Consider the following 15,635-nt stretch of genomic DNA (forward strand, 5'->3'; position numbering starts at 1 on the left):
AAACGTGATTATCTTTGTTGATGGGCGTGGCATACAGAGATAATCACTGTAAATGGCACACGTTACTGGAAGAATGTCCATAATATGGAAGAATTCGTCTGAAATTGGACAACGACACATTTCTGACATGACATGCCGCTAGTCTGTGAAAGCACTTGCAACGAAGTTGCGGTTCCACAGAAGTTAGGGGTGATTGTGGTGACTGATAAAACTCCACTTGATTTGACGATTCATCATGCGCAAGGTATGTATGACCCTGCGGCAGAGCATGATGCGTGCGGCGTCGGCATGGTCACCACCCTCAACAGAAAACCGGAGCGCAAGATCGTCGACGACGCCATCGAGGTGCTCGTCAATCTCAACCATCGCGGGGCCGTGGGCGCCGAGGAGAACACCGGTGACGGAGCCGGGATCCTCATGGCCATGCCCGATGAATTCATCCGCTCGGCAGTGGCGGACGCTGAGCTGCCGGAAGCCGGCCATTACTCGGCCGGTATCGCTTTCCTCGACCGTGACCTTGCCAAGGCCAGCGGCCAGAAACGTCAGATTGCAGGCATCGTGGCCGATGAGGGACTGCAGGTTCTCGCTTGGCGCACGGTGCCGACCAATCCGGATGGATTGGGGCTGCAGGCGCTCGCATCCATGCCGTCCTTCGAGATGCTGGTGATGGCCTCGGCTCCGCAGGATGGTCTGGACGGCCGGAATATTCAGAATGACCAAGCAGGACAGGTCGGAAGCCTGGGCGGTATCGACCTCGAACGCAAGGCTTTCCGCGTGCGCAAGCGCGTCGAACACGAGGCCGGTGTCTATTTCGCCTCGCTTTCCGCCCGGACGATCACCTACAAGGGCATGCTCACCACGATGCAGCTGACGAGCTTCTTCCCGGATCTCCTTTCGTCGACGATGAAAACAACTATCGCCATCGTCCACTCGCGCTTCTCCACCAACACTTTCCCGAGCTGGCCGTTGGCACAGCCGTTCCGCATGATCGCTCACAACGGCGAGATCAACACTATCCAAGGCAACCGCAATTGGCTCTCCGCGCGCGAGGGACGGTTCAGCAGCAGACTGCTGGGCGATTTCAAGCCGTTACTGCCCGTCGCCACGCCGGGCTACTCCGATTCCGGAACCTTCGATGAATGTCTTGAACTGCTGCACCTGGCCGGACGCAGCCTGCCGCACGCCGTGCTGATGCTGTTGCCGCCCGCCTGGGAGAAGGACCAGACGCTCGACCCCGACATCCGGGCGTTCTACGAATACAACAACAGTCTTATCGAGCCGTGGGATGGTCCGGCCGACATCGTTTTCACCGACGGCACGTTGGTGGGCGCACAGCTCGACCGCAACGGGTTCCGCCCGGGGCGTTGGCAGATGACCGATGACGGCTATGTCGTACTGGCCAGCGAAGCCGGGGTGCTTCCCGAAACGCCCTTGGACCATATCGTCGCCAAAGGCCGGCTCGAACCCGGCAAGATGTTCCTGATCGACACGGGCGAAGGGCGCGTCGTTCCCGATACGGAAATCAAACACCAACTCGCGACCCAGCATCCGTATCGCGAATGGATCGAAGGCAATGCCGTGCGCTTGAGCGACCTGCCCGCGCGCGAGCATGTCCGCCATTCCAACGTTTCGGTTGTTCGCCGTCAACGCGCATTCGGCTATACGCAGGAAGACCTGAAGATTCTGCTGGCGCCGATGGCCAACACCGGCAAGGAACCGATCGGCGCGATGGGCAACGACACCCCGCAGCCTGTGCTTTCCAACCATAGCCGCATGCTCTTCGACTATTTCACTCAGAAGTTCGCGCAGGTCACCAACCCGCCGCTGGACTGGGAACGTGAGGAAATCGTCACGTCGCTGGCCTCGGCGATCGGCCCGGAACCCAATTTGCTCGATGATCTGGAGCTTTCCGCGAAGAAGATCGTGATTCCCGATCCGGTCGTCGATTCCGACGAGATGGCGCAGCTCAAGCGTCTCGATCGCGCCAAAGTGCTCGGCGGCTACTACAAGCCGTTCGTCGTTCACGGCCTCTATCAGGTCGCCGGTGGCGGCAAGGCGCTTGAGGCGCGGCTGGGTGAGATCTTCAAGGAGGTCGACCAGGCCATCGCCGAAGGCAAGAACTTCATTGTGCTCTCCGACCGTGATTCCAACCATACGTGGGCTCCGATTCCTTCGCTGCTGCTGACCAGCGCCGTACAGCATCATCTGCTGCGCATGCACACCCGCACCCAGATCTCGATGGCCGTCGAAGCCGGCGACGTACGCGAGATTCACCACGTCGCCCTGCTGATCGCCTACGGCGCCGCCTGCGTCAACCCCTATCTTGCCTTCGAATCCGTCGAGGATCTGGCACGTGGTGGTTTCCTCGATGTCGACGCCAAAACCGGAGTGGAGAACCTGCGCAAGGCGCTATCCACTGGCGTGTTGAAGATCATGAGCAAGATGGGCGTATCCACCATCATGAGCTATCGCGGCGCCCAGCTTTTCGAGGCTGTGGGCCTTAACCAGGACGTCATCGACGAATATTTCACCGGCACCACTTCGCGTGTCGGCGGCATCGGCCTCGACGAGATCGCCGAGGAAGTCGCCACCCGCCACCGCGTCGCGTATCCGAACCAGTGGACGGCGACCCCGCACCGCAGGCTTCGTGTCGGCGGCCAATACAAATGGCGTCGCACCGGTGAGGACCATCTGAACGATCCGGAATCCGTGTTCCTGCTGCAACAGGCCACCCAGCGTGGCGACTACGACCTGTTCAAGCGCTATTCCAAGCATGTCAACGACACCTCCAACCGGCTGATGACCCTGCGAGGGCTCATGAAATTCGCCGGCGGCCGCAAGCCCATCCCGATCGAGGAGGTCGAGCCGGAAAGCGAGATCGTCAAGCGGTTCTCGACCGGCGCGATGAGCTATGGGTCCATCTCGCAGGAGGCCCACGAGACGCTGGCCATCGCGATGAACTCCATCGGGGCGCGCTCCAACTCCGGCGAGGGCGGCGAGTCCGACGACCGTATCGAGGACCCGATGCGATCCAGCCGTATCAAGCAGATTGCCTCGGCGCGTTTCGGGGTGACCAGCGACTATCTCGTGCACGCCACCGACCTGCAGATCAAGCTCGCCCAAGGCGCCAAGCCCGGCGAGGGCGGCCATCTGCCCGGCGCGAAGGTGCCGCCGTGGATTGCCAAGGTGCGCCATGCCACGCCCGGCGTCGAGCTCATCAGCCCGCCGCCCCATCACGACATCTATTCCATCGAGGACCTGAAACAGCTGATCTACGATGCGAAGATGGCCAATCCCAAGGCCCGCATCCATGTCAAGCTCGTCTCCGAATTCGGGGTCGGCACCGTGGCGGCCGGCGTGGCCAAATGCCATGCCGACGTCGTGCTCATCTCCGGCTCCGATGGCGGCACGGGTGCAGCGCCCTTGAATGCGATTAAGCACGCCGGCACGCCTTGGGAGATAGGCCTTTCCGAAACCCAGCAGACGCTGGTCTTGAACGGCCTGCGTTCCCGCATCGTCGTACAGTGCGACGGCGAGCTCAAAACCGGCCGCGACGTAGTCATCGCTGCGCTGCTGGGCGCTGAGGAGTTCGGTTTCGCCACCACGGCGCTCATGGCCGAAGGATGCGTCATGATGCGCGCCTGCAACTTGAACACTTGCCCGCAGGGCATCGCCACCCAGGACCCGGAGCTCAGAGCACGGTTCACCGGTAAGCCCGAATATGTGGTCAATTTCTTCATGTTCATCGCCCGCGAGGTGCGAGAACTGTTGGCGCAGCTCGGTTTCCGCAGTCTTGAGGAGGCGGTGGGCCACGTCGAATGCCTCGACCAGGATGAAGCAGTGGAACGCTGGAAATCCAACGGCGTCGACCTGTCCAACGTCCTTGCTCAGTCCGGACCGACGCCTGGCACGATCCTGCACCAGACCATCGCACAAAACCATGAGCTCGACAAGGCGATGGACAACCAGCTTATCGATTTGGTCAAACCCGCGCTCGAACATCGCGAGCCGGTGCGTCTCGACCTGCCGATTCGCAACGTCAACCGCACCGTCGGCACGATGGTCGGCTACGAGATTACCAAACGCTACGGCGCCAAAGGCCTGCCCGACGACACCATCGACATGACCCTGCGCGGTTCCGGCGGCCAGTCCATAGGCGCGTTCATTCCGCGCGGCGAGACGCTGCGCATCTACGGCGAGGTCAACGATTACGCGGCCAAGGGGCTTTCCGGCGGACGCATCATCGTCCGCCCTCAAGACGGAACGCTGCACTTCGACCCACACACCAACGTCATCGCCGGCAACGTCACCGGTTTCGGTGCGACCAGCGGCGAGATGTACGTCGCCGGACGCGCGGGGGAGCGCTTCGCCGTGCGCAACGGCGGCGCCACGTTCGTCGTCGAAGGCGTGGGCGACCACGGCTGTGAATACATGACCGGCGGCACCGTGGTGGTGCTCGGCCCCACCGGACGCAACTTCGGCGCCGGTTTCTCCGGAGGCCACGCCTATGTACTCGATCTGGATATGAACAAGGTCAATCCGGCAGCGGTCAAGTCCGGTTCATTGCTCTTCGAGGCGTTGGACGATGTCGAATCCCAGCAGGTTCGAGCGTTGGTCAAGAAGCATGCGGAGGAAACCGGTTCCGCCTTCGCGAGCGGCCTGCTCGACGATTGGGAAGGGACGCGTTCGCGGTTCACCCACATCGTGCCCAAACAGTTCGTCGCGATGAGCGCGGCCATGGAGGCGGCGCAGGCCGACAATGTCGATTTCAACGCCCCCGGAGCCTGGGATAGTGTCTATGAGCATGTGATGGAGGGAGTGGACTGATGAGCGACCCCAAAGGATTTCTGAAAGTACGTACCCGCCACGAGGCACAGGACCGCCCAGTCGCCGAGCGCATCCATGATTGGAAGGACGTGCACGCCCAGTCCGGCTTCCAGCCGTGGACCAAGGAGCAGGCCTCGCGCTGCATGGACTGCGGCACGCCGTTCTGCATGACAGGTTGCCCGCTGGGCAACATCATCCCCGACTTCAACGATTTGGTGCGGCAAGGTCAGTGGGAAGAGGCCTATCAGCGGCTTTCGGCCACCAACAATTTCCCCGAAGTTACCGGGCTGATCTGCCCGGCGCCGTGCGAACAGGCGTGCGTGCTGGGCATCCACCAGCCGCCGACCATGATCAAGGCCGATGAGCAGACCATCATCGACCAGGCCTGGAAGCTCGGTTACGTCAAGCCGATGCCGCCGCAGCGACTGACCGACATGACCATCGCCATCGTCGGTTCCGGCCCCGCCGGCCTCGCATGCGCCCAGCAGCTGACCCGCGCCGGCCATACCGTCGTCGTCTACGAGCGCGACGACGAGATCGGTGGCTTGATGCGTTACGGCATCCCGTCCTTCAAGCTCGACAAGCACCTGATCGACCGTCGTATCGAGCAGATGGAGGCCGAAGGCACCGTCTTCCGCACCAATATTGAGATCGGCAAGGACGTGAGCTGGGACGAGCTACGGTCGCGCTACGACGCGGTGGTCGTCGCCATCGGTTCGGGTGTCCCGCGCGATGTGAACGTGCCGGGCCGCGAGCTCGACGGCATCCATTTCGCGATGGACTTCCTGCCCGATGCCAACAGGCGCGTCGAAGGCAAGGAGCCGGTCAACAACATCGATGCCAACGGCAAGAACGTCCTCATCATCGGCGGCGGAGACACCGGTTCGGACTGCCTGGGCACGGCCATCCGCCAAGGTGCCGCCAGCGTCACCGTCTTGCAGATCAACCCCAAAGAACCCACGGTTCGCCCGGACAGCCAGCCGTGGCCCACGTACGCGCGTCTCTACCAGCCCACTACTTCGATGCAGGAGGGCGGCACCTATGAATACAGCACCGATACCGTCAGTTTCGCTGGCATCGAGGAAGCGCAACGCGTCGAACGGGTCACACTTGATGAAACAGGCCTCGCCAGCAGGTTCCTCGCTGATGAGTCCGGCCATGTCACCGGCGTCAAGGTCGTTGACGTCAGACGCGATGAAGACGGCAAACGAGAGCACGTCGCAGGAACGGAGCGGATCATCGACGCCGATCTGGTACTGATTTCCACCGGTTTCCAGCATCCGGATACGTCGACGCTTCTGGACCAGTTGCCGGTCGAACTCGACGGTCGTGGAAACGTGTCCCGCAACAAGCAATTCGAGACCAGCCAGGAGGGTGTCTTCGTGTGCGGCGACGCCGGCCGTGGCCAAAGCCTTGTCGTCTGGGCGATTGCGGAGGGTCGAAGTTGTGCTTCGGCGGTTGATCGTTTCCTCAATGGCGCCACCGAACTTCCGGATCCGATTGTTTCGACTCAGAAGCCGATGACACTGTAGAGGCTTGCATTTTTAGCGTGGCCGAAAAATGTGAGCCGTCGGTTTGACAGGCCTAGGACTAAAATCCATATTTAGGACGAAATTCAAAAGCCGAAAGGAACAGAGATGCCGAATCGCGCCGAACGTCGGGCCCAAGCCAAGCAGAGCCGCAGGGGGGTGCCACAGCCCAATCAGCCGCAAAATCGTGGCCGAGGAGGGCTCATTGACGAGTACTCACTGCAAGAGCGCAGCCGTCGCCTCGAGGAAAACGGCGATACCGAGTGGAAACCCAAGGCCGAGACGCTTTCGGCGCCGGCGCAGAATCTCGATCCGAATTACAGCGATCCGAAGGTCATGCGCGCCCCGCATTCGTTGCATCAGTGGTTCAGGATCATCAGCTGGACCCTGATTGTTCTTTCCGGCATCGCCTTCGCGGTTCTGATGTGGGTGCCCAAGCATCCGTTGTGGCTGATCGTCACTGTTTCCGTGATCTTCGTCGTCGGCGTGCTGAGCCTGTTCTTCACCGCCGGCAATTACCGCCACAACCCGAACCTTGACTCCAACGGCACCGCGATTTGACGGGAATCGTTGGGCTTGCAGGCAGTTGTTCAATATTGATGGGCGAATAAGGTTGATTGACTCGTATGAAGATTGATTTGCTGACCCGCGAGTACCCGCCGCATGTGTATGGCGGTGCTGGCGTGCACGTCGAGGAGTTGTCGAAAGTGCTCGCGAAACGCGCCGAAGTCACGGTCCGTGCGTTCGACGGGGCAAGAAAACCCGATGAGGTTCCTCAGGTTTCTGGCGGCAGTCTGCGCGTGGTCGGCTATGATGTGCCTCGCGAATTGTCGCAAGCCAACATGGCCTTGCAGACGTTCGGGGTCGATCTTCAAATGGCGGGTGACGCCGACGGAGATATCGTTCATGCGCATACGTGGTACGCGTGTCTCGCCGGAAGACTGGCGGCTCAGCTGCACGAGATCCCGCTTGTCGTCACCGCGCACAGCCTCGAACCGTTCCGTCCGTGGAAACGTGACCAGCTTGGCGGCGGCTATAACCTCAGCTCGTGGGCCGAACGCGACGCCTTCACCCACGCCGACCGTGTTATCGCGGTATCGCTTGGTATGAAGCAGGATATTCTGACGGCTTATCCCGCCATCGATCCGGCGAAAATCTCCGTGGTCCATAACGGCATCACGATCGCCGACTTCACCACGCCCGAGTCCGATGATCCGGCCTGGAAGGTGTTCGAACGTTACCATATCAATCGAAGCCTGCCCACGCTGCTCTTCGTCGGTCGCGTCACACGGCAGAAGGGCCTGCCTTATCTTCTGCGCGCCCTCCACTTGGTCGACAAGGGCATTCAGGTCGTGCTGTGTGCCGGAGCGCCGGATACCGAGGAACTCGGCGCCGAAGTGCGCGCTTCGTTCGCCAAGCTCAAAGCCGCGCGCGGCAACGTCATTTGGATCGAGGAGATGCTGCCACGCCCCGAACTCAACGCGTTGGAACACGGATGTGACGCCTTCGTCTGCCCGAGTATCTACGAACCGTTGGGCATCGTCAACCTCGAGGCGATGGCCTGCGGCCTGCCGGTGGTGGCCAGCGCCACGGGTGGGATTCCCGAAGTCGTGGTCGACGGGGTCACCGGCTACCTGGTGCCGATCGAGCAGAAGCACGATGGCAGCGGCACGCCGACGCATCCCGACGATTTCGTATACGATATGGCTGCGGCCATCAACCGTCTCATGGCCGACCCGCAGCGTGCCAGGGAAATGGGTGAGGCCGGTTTCAGGCGTGCCCGCGACGAGTTCAGCTGGGAACGTATCGCCGACGAGACGATGGACGTGTATCGTCAGGTTTTGCGGTGACGGCACGATTTTGGTCATTGATTCAAAGAATGTTAGATTTGGATTGCGAAATATGAATGATTCAGAATCATCGCCGTTGCCAATAGTCATGAATCGGTAAGCGGGAAAGGTACGACATGTTCCAGTATGTGCTGTACGTGGTATTAGCCATTGTCGTCGTTCTGGCCACCGCGCTTTGCCTTTCCGCCGCGCTCGGCAAGAAACGGGCGTTGCGTACTCTTAAAATCGTGGTGGGCTGCTGCCTTTATTTCTTTGCCGTCATTATTATGGTGGCGAGTTTTCTCACTTAAGTGTTTCTTCTAGACGTTTCTCTCTTCAACGGTTTCTGTTTTCGTCACAATATGGAATCAAGACATTTTGGGCGACTTTTCGGGATTAGTCTAATGAGCACGGATGCGATCCGCGCAATCAAAGGCAAATTCACGGTGAAGGGATGACAATGGGCGAGGCTGTTTCGGCGCTGAAACTGAGCAATGTGGAATTTCGTAGGAACCGTCGCGTCATTTTGACCGACGTGAACCTCGACCTCAAACGTGGCGAGAAATGGGTGCTGTTCGGTCCCAACGGCATCGGCAAATCCAGTCTCGTGGCGATGATGGCGACCCGCGGGTTCCCCTCAGTAGGAACCGTTGATATTCTGGGCAACCGACTTGGCAAGGTCAATGTCTTTTCCTACCGCAATCGGATCGGGCTGAGCTCCGCAGAACTGTCGCGTTCGTTCCCTAACGGCGAGGACCCGCTTGACGTCATTTTGACGGCGTTGACCGCGACCACCGGCCGTTGGCGCGAACAGTTCACGCAGGCCGATTACGACAAGGCCCGCGGGTTCATGACCATGTTCGGCATTGAATACCTCGAAGGCAAGCAGATGTTCAAACTTTCGGAAGGCGAGCGCACCCGTGTGCTCATCTGCCGGGCGTTGATGGGCAATCCCGATCTGCTGATTTTGGACGAGCCGACCACCGGGCTCGACCTCGGCGGCCGGGAGCTCGCGTTGCGTGCGCTGAGCGACATCGGCCGGCACGACACCGAGCGTACCGTGCTGCTGGTGACGCACAGGCTCGAGGAGATTCCGCAGGGTTTCGACCATGTCGCCATCATGGGACGCATGGCCGGCAACGAGACCGACGCGCATGCGGACAACGTCGCCGGGGCCGACCCGCAGCCCGGAACCATTATTTACACCGGTGACCTTGAGCACGGTTTCACCGCCGAACGCCTGAGCCATATCTTCGGCCTGCCGCTCAAGGTGACACACGACGAAGGCCGTTGGTCGGCCTACGCCATCGAAGAGTAGACGGGCCTGAATTCCGGCTGACAGGCGGTTGCCGCCGGCAACGTCGCTATCGCGTTTGCGTCGTCGGTAATCGCTTGGATATCGCTTGACGTAATTCGCCAATCCGCATGGTATGAGAATATATACGTTGGTTGATTGTTCAAGTAACGAAGGATGGCGTGGGTATGCCGAGACGTGGGGCGCTGCAGGCGGGGGAGAAGGTTCAGTTCACGGACCGCAAGGGCAAGAAGATCACCGACCAGCTGGTGCCTGGCGGCTCCACCCAGACCGACCACGGCATCATCCTGCACGACGACGTGATCGGCGGCACGGAAGGTGTCGTCGTCACTACCGTCACTTCGAAGCGTGAGGCGCAGACGACGGGTGGCACGCCCGGGCACAACAAGCCGAAGCCGTGGAAGGCGGCCCGTGCCATAGGCGGCTGGGACTACGCCGTCATGCGTCCGCGGCTTGCTGATTACGTGCTTTCCATGCCCCGCGGCCCGCAGATCATGTATCCGAAGGATATCGCCCAGGTCATTCAGCTCGGCGACATCCGCACGGGGCTGAGCGTACTGGAATCCGGCGCGGGCAGTGGCGCGATGAGCCTCAACCTGCTTGACGCCGTAGGGGAGTCCGGCCACCTGACCACCATCGAGATGCGTCCCGAATTCGCCAAGGTCGCCGCGGCGAACGCGACGCTCTATTACGGCGAACGTCCGGAATGGTGGGATTTGCTCACCGGCGATTTTGACTCGGTGGCCGCCACGCTACCCGAACATTCCTTCGACCGGATCATGCTCGACATGCTAGACCCGTGGAATCGGCTGGAACAGGCCTATCGGGTCATCGCTCCCGGCGGGGTGCTTGTCGCCTACGTCACCACGACCACGCAGATGTCGCGGTTCTGCGAGGCGTTGCGCGAAGCCGGCTGCTGGACGGAACCGGAAGTCCAGGAGACCTTCGAACGCACATGGAAGGCACAGGGTCTCGCCGTGCGCCCCGACCACCAGATGATCGGCCATACCGGTTTCCTGGTCGTCACCCGCGCCATGGCCGACGGGTTCAAGGCGCTGCGCAAACGCGAGCGCGCCACCAAGGACACGGTCACCGACATCGATTCGCTGACCGAAGAGCAGCAGGCCGAACGTCTCGCCGACCTCGAGCTGCGCGATATCAGCGACCGCAAGCTGCGCAAGGTTCTTCGCGACCTCGGCGACCAGTTGCGTGTAATCGGCGAGGATACTCGATCGGAAGCTTGACAGGATGTTGGCAATGACGGTTGAGCATATATAATCTCAATCTATAACGACACCTTAAGTGGACTGATGAGCTTAGAACGCCGATGTTTGATAAGATTTCGATAGTCATTGGTCGATTTTTGGAGGAAATATGTCTGCTCTCACATCGGTTTCCGGCTTCCCGCGCATCGGGCGCGACCGAGAATTGAAGAAGGTCATCGAAGGCTATTGGAAGGGCAAGTCCAGCCTCGACGACGTGCGCGCGACGGCCAGGCAGCTGCGCGCCGAGCATTGGAAGCTGCAGGCCGACGCCGGTGTCGACTTGATCCCCAGCAACGATTTCAGCTATTACGATCAGATGCTCGATACCGCCATTCTGCTCAATGCGATCCCCGAACGCTATCGTCGCCTCTCCTTCGAAAATCCCGAAGACACCCTCTTCGCGATGGGCCGTGGCTATCAGGGTCCGGAAGGCGACGTCACCGCGCTGCCGATGAAGAAGTGGTTCACCACCAACTACCATTACCTGGTTCCAGAAATCGATGCGTCCACGCAGATCAAGCTCAATTCCACCAAACCGTTCGACGAATTCAACGAAGCCAAAGCGCAAGGCATACTGACCAAGCCGGTGCTGATCGGCCCCTACACCTTCCTCAAGCTGGCCCGCAACCCGCAGGCCGAAGAGCTGGAACTCGACCGCGGCCTGGTCGACGCGGTCTCGGGTGTCTATGCGCAGATCATCCGCAAATTCGCCGAACTCGGCGCACTGTGGGTGCAGCTCGACGAGCCGTATCTCGTGCTCGACAAGGAGGACGGTGACACCGAACTCTTCAAGGCGCTCTATTCCGCCATTCTGCCGGCGCGTTCCGCCGTTGCAGGCAAGAACGTCAAGGTGCTGCTCAACACCTACTTCGGCAATATCGCCGACATCTATGAGACGGTGAATCTCTTTGGCTTCGACGGCGTCGGTCTCGATCTCATCGAAGGCCGCGACGAGAATCTCGCCGCTATCGAGCAATACGGTGTGGCCGAAAACACCACGATTTTCGCCGGCGTCATCAATGGACGCAACATCTGGCGCAACAACTACGCGCAGAGCCTGGGGCTCCTTGACGCATTGAAGACCAAGACCGGTAACGTCGCGGTTTCCACCGCCTCCTCGCTCTTGCACGTCCCGTTCAGCACGCAAGGCGAGACCGGATTGAAGCCGGAGGTCCTGAAGCACTTCGCCTTCGCCGTCGAGAAACTCGACGAGCTGGTCGACGTGGCCAAGCTGGCCGATGCCGACGATACGTTGCGCAAGGAATCGCAGGCTCTTGCCGACAACCAGGCCCTGTTCGACGGTAGCCGTGTGGCGCCAGATCAGGCTGTGGCCAAGCGTCTTGCAACGCTTACCGACAAGGACTTCGTGCGCCAGCCGGCCCGTGCCGAGCGTCGCAAGCTCCAGCATGAGGAGCTCGGCCTGCCGCAACTGCCGACCACCACCATCGGTTCCTTCCCGCAAACCCGTGAGATCCGCTCCATGCGCGCCAAGGCCCGTAAAGGCGAGATCGCGCAGGAGACCTATGACGCGTTCATCGCCAGCCAGATCGACCAGGTCATCGCCCGTCAGGAGCAGATCGGCCTCGACGTGTTGGTGCATGGCGAGTTCGAGCGTAACGATATGGTCGAGTACTTCGGCCAGCACCTGAACGGTTATCTCTTTACCAAGAACGCCTGGGTGCAGTCCTACGGCACCCGCTGCGTCAAGCCTCCGATCGTCTGGGGCGACGTAAGCCGCGCCGAGCCGATCACCGTGCGCTGGAGCAAGTACGCCCAGAGCCGCACCAAGCACGTGGTCAAGGGTATGCTCACCGGCCCGGTCACCATTTTGAACTGGTCGTGGCCGCGCGAGGACATCAGCAACGAGCTGCAGACCCAGCAGCTGGCGCTGGCCATCCGAGACGAGGTGCTCGACCTCGAGGCCGCGGGCATCAAGGTCATCCAGATCGACGAGGCCGCGCTGCGCGAGAAGCTGCCGCTGCGCCGCTCCGACTGGCACAAGAAGTACCTTGACTGGGCGATTCCGGCCTTCCGTCTGGTGCATTCCGCTGTTAAGCCGACCACGCAGATTCACACCCATATGTGCTATTCGGAGTTCAACGACATCATCAAGGATATCGACAACATGGATGCCGACGTGATCTCCTTCGAAGCCTCCCGAGGCGATTTGGTCGTCCTCGACGCCATTCATGACGCGCATTTCGAAACCGAGGTTGGCCCCGGTGTCTACGACATCCATTCGCCGCGCATCCCGTCCACGAAGGAACTGGTCGAGCGTATCCACGCGATCTTGAAGAAGGCCGACGCCGGCCGCGTGTGGATCAACCCCGACTGCGGCTTGAAGACCCGCGGCAACGAGGAGACCTGGCCGAGCCTGACACACATGGTCGAGGCCGCCAAGACGGTTCGCGCCGAATTGGCGAACGATTCGCAGGCCTCGCGTAACTAAGCCGATATTGAAGTAGTTCAACGTGTGGCCGACATCAAGCAGAATCAAAATGATGCCGGCCACACGATTTGTCACAGGAGACAAGACATGCATTCGCCGATTTTTTCGCTGGAAGTATTTCCGCCCAAGCCGCACGCCCCGGTAGGCACCATCTATGATGCGCTCGACGGGTTTCAAGGATTGGACCCTGACTTCATTTCGGTCACTTATCGTCACGGCAGCCATGCCAACCGGCTCAACACCGCCAGAATAGCCCACACCATCAATGCCGACTATCACATCCCGGTCGTGGCCCACTTGACCGCCTTATACAGCGACAAAGCATCGGTTGATGAGGCTTTGGACCTCTTCCGAAAGGCGGGGGTTTTCGGCGTGCTGGCGTTGAGAGGCGATTACGTCGAAGGCAACGAGCCTTGCGGGGATTTCGAACATGCCAGCGACCTGGCCGCCTACATCCGCCGGCACGACCCCGACATGCAGATCATGGGCGCCTGCTACCCGGAATGCCACCTCGAAGCCTCGTGCCTCGAAGTGGACGTCGATAACCTCAAAAAGAAGGTGGACGCCGGGGTGACCCACCTGATCACCCAGCTGTTCTACGACAATGAGGACTTCTACCGCTTCCTCGATCTGGCGCGAGCCAAGGGCATCGACGTGCCGATCGAGGCGGGCATCATGCCGATACGCAGCGTCAGATCGATCAACAACATGACCAAACGCAACGGTTCCAAGATTCCGGCGGGCGTGCAACGCATCGTTGACAAGTGGGGTGAGAATCTGCCCTGCCTGCAGCAGGCCGGCATCGTCTACGCCTCCGAGCAGATTGCGGACCTTGTGGCGCATGGCGTCGACGGCATTCATCTCTACACGATGAACCGCCCCGCACTGGCCCGGCATATCTGGGCCAACGTCGAGCCGCTGTTCAAGGTCGTCGAATAACGACTTCTGCGATCCCAATTCAGGATTGCGCAGGATGAATATCGCAATCCGGTGAATGTCGATCAGTGGACGTGACGATGCTTTTTGCGATTGTTCTTCTTTGACTTTGGATGGTTTGCAGCGCTCGCCTGGTTGTTGTTTCGTGCCTTGCGTGGCTTAAAAAACTTGAATTTCGCGAGAAGCCGGCGGTTGATCGCCGGAATTTTGGCGATGGCCATGCCGACGATGGCCGCGAGAATGATCGCCCACGAGGCTGCGTCCTGTTTGAAATACATCAGCAGGATAATGACGAGGATAAAGGCGATGGCCAGCCATTGCTGCAAGCGGTTCTGTTTGTCCGTCATTTTGTAGGTGCGCATCGGCATCAAGCCGAAAAAGAAGCCGAGAGCAAGCCCTACGATACCCATGGCTATTGCAATCGCGAGATTGACGGGATTCATGTTGTTCATATTGGATTTCTTTCGGTTGTTCATTCAACAATGGATTGGTTCGCTGCCTGTCTGATCAATTTGAGGAACCTGGCACACACAGCTGTCTCCTGACTTGAGAACAGATGATGACGGGCTCGCGCCATGGCCGTTTTATGAAGAATGCCGTTCATCGGCCTGTTTGACGCTGTTCAGGTTGTGTTGTTCGAGATTCTGCATCTCTTTGGTTCTGTCTATGAGCCTGTTGTTTTGGACTACGCTTTTATACTGCTTCAATCCGACGTTGGATTCATGAGCTCCTATTTTGTCATCGACCCCTGCGATTTCGGCGATGATCTCCTCATAGCTCGTTTCATTGGTCTCATGAATGCCTTTGATGCGTCCGTGTCTTAAAACAATGATTCGGTCGCTGACCGCGAAGACATCGGGAAGATCGTGGCCGACCAGTACCACGGAACGGGTTTGGGAGCGCAATCGTTTGATGTAATTGAGCACTTCGGCGGTCTGTATCATCGAAAGCGATGATGTCGGCTCATCCAGAAGAATCAGTTTTGGGTCGTTGAGCATGGTTCTTGCCAGAGCCACGGTCTGCTGTTGCCCGGCAGAGAGGGAGGAAATCGGTTGCCCTACACGGATCGGTGAGTTGAATTCCTGCAGGATTCTGCGGGCCTCGTTGTTCATGGCGGCATCATCCCTCATGCCCGTCGAATCGCGAAGTTCCCGTCCCAGGAACAGATTTGAGGATACGTCAAGGTTGTCGCAGAACTCCTGGCCTTGGAATACGGAAACAATGCCAAGGCCATTGGCCTCATGAATGTTGTGGATGGTTATGGGGTCGCCCTGAAACTCGATTTCCCCACTGGTCGGTTGCAACAATCCTGCCAGCAATTTGATGATTGTCGATTTGCCTGCCCCGTTGTCGCCCACGATGGCGATGATCTCCTTGGGCCTGATATCGAAATTGACGGACTTGAGTGCCTCTACGAAACCAAAGCGCACTGTGACATTGCGCATGGTGATCAACGGCACCTCGTTGCGAACAGACATCATCGCC

The 15,635-nt window shown here is 59.7% G+C and carries 11 protein-coding genes; 9 read left to right on the forward strand and 2 right to left on the reverse strand.

All coding sequences use genetic code 11. From position 1 onward, the window contains the following. The first annotated feature begins 198 nt into the window (after positions 1-198). The 9 genes from gltB (at position 199) to metF (ending at position 14,153) form a co-directional block, all read left to right on the forward strand. Positions 199-4,827: a glutamate synthase large subunit gene (gltB, locus tag OZX75_RS02480; protein ID WP_277146670.1), complete on the forward strand. Its 4,629-nt coding sequence runs from the start codon at positions 199-201 to the stop codon at positions 4,825-4,827. Beyond that, positions 4,827-6,359: a glutamate synthase subunit beta gene (gene gltD / locus OZX75_RS02485; RefSeq protein WP_277146671.1), complete on the forward strand. Its 1,533-nt coding sequence runs from the start codon at positions 4,827-4,829 to the stop codon at positions 6,357-6,359. Before gltB ends, gltD begins: the two co-directional genes overlap by 1 nt. A 105-nt stretch (positions 6,360-6,464) precedes the next feature. Beyond that, positions 6,465-6,917: a tripartite tricarboxylate transporter TctB family protein gene (locus tag OZX75_RS02490; RefSeq protein ID WP_277146672.1), complete on the forward strand. Its 453-nt coding sequence runs from the start codon at positions 6,465-6,467 to the stop codon at positions 6,915-6,917. A 65-nt stretch (positions 6,918-6,982) separates the two neighbouring features. Further along, entirely contained in the window at positions 6,983-8,206 is a 1,224-nt protein-coding gene (glgA, locus tag OZX75_RS02495) for a glycogen synthase (RefSeq protein ID WP_277146673.1), read from the forward strand. A 116-nt stretch (positions 8,207-8,322) separates the two neighbouring features. Then, positions 8,323-8,496 carry a hypothetical protein gene (locus OZX75_RS02500; protein ID WP_277146674.1) on the forward strand — a complete coding sequence of 58 codons (174 nt, stop codon included), beginning with the start codon at positions 8,323-8,325 and terminating at the stop codon, positions 8,494-8,496. A gap of 149 nt (positions 8,497-8,645) precedes the next feature. Beyond that, entirely contained in the window at positions 8,646-9,503 is an 858-nt protein-coding gene (locus OZX75_RS02505) for an ABC transporter ATP-binding protein (RefSeq protein WP_277146675.1), read from the forward strand. A 164-nt stretch (positions 9,504-9,667) separates the two neighbouring features. Then, positions 9,668-10,744 (forward strand): tRNA (adenine-N1)-methyltransferase, encoded by a 1,077-nt coding sequence (locus OZX75_RS02510; RefSeq protein WP_277146676.1) that lies wholly within the window; start codon positions 9,668-9,670, stop codon positions 10,742-10,744. Positions 10,745-10,874: 130 nt separating this feature from the next. Next, positions 10,875-13,214: a 5-methyltetrahydropteroyltriglutamate--homocysteine S-methyltransferase gene (gene metE, locus OZX75_RS02515; protein ID WP_277146677.1), complete on the forward strand. Its 2,340-nt coding sequence runs from the start codon at positions 10,875-10,877 to the stop codon at positions 13,212-13,214. A gap of 87 nt (positions 13,215-13,301) precedes the next feature. Next, complete coding sequence (gene metF / locus OZX75_RS02520) at positions 13,302-14,153, forward strand: methylenetetrahydrofolate reductase [NAD(P)H] (protein ID WP_277146678.1); 852 nt, start codon at positions 13,302-13,304, stop codon at positions 14,151-14,153. Positions 14,154-14,215: 62 nt separating this feature from the next. Here the strand turns inward: metF and OZX75_RS02525 are convergent, their stop codons facing one another. Both OZX75_RS02525 and OZX75_RS02530 read right to left on the reverse strand, forming a co-directional pair. After that, positions 14,216-14,602 (reverse strand): hypothetical protein, encoded by a 387-nt coding sequence (locus OZX75_RS02525; protein WP_277146679.1) that lies wholly within the window; start codon positions 14,600-14,602, stop codon positions 14,216-14,218. 132 nt (positions 14,603-14,734) lie between these two features. Next, complete coding sequence (locus tag OZX75_RS02530; RefSeq protein WP_525930263.1) at positions 14,735-15,631, reverse strand: ATP-binding cassette domain-containing protein; 897 nt, start codon at positions 15,629-15,631, stop codon at positions 14,735-14,737. Positions 15,632-15,635: the final 4 nt, after the last annotated feature.

This window comes from Bifidobacterium sp. ESL0800 (assembly GCF_029395355.1).
Taxonomy (GTDB): domain Bacteria; phylum Actinomycetota; class Actinomycetes; order Actinomycetales; family Bifidobacteriaceae; genus Bifidobacterium.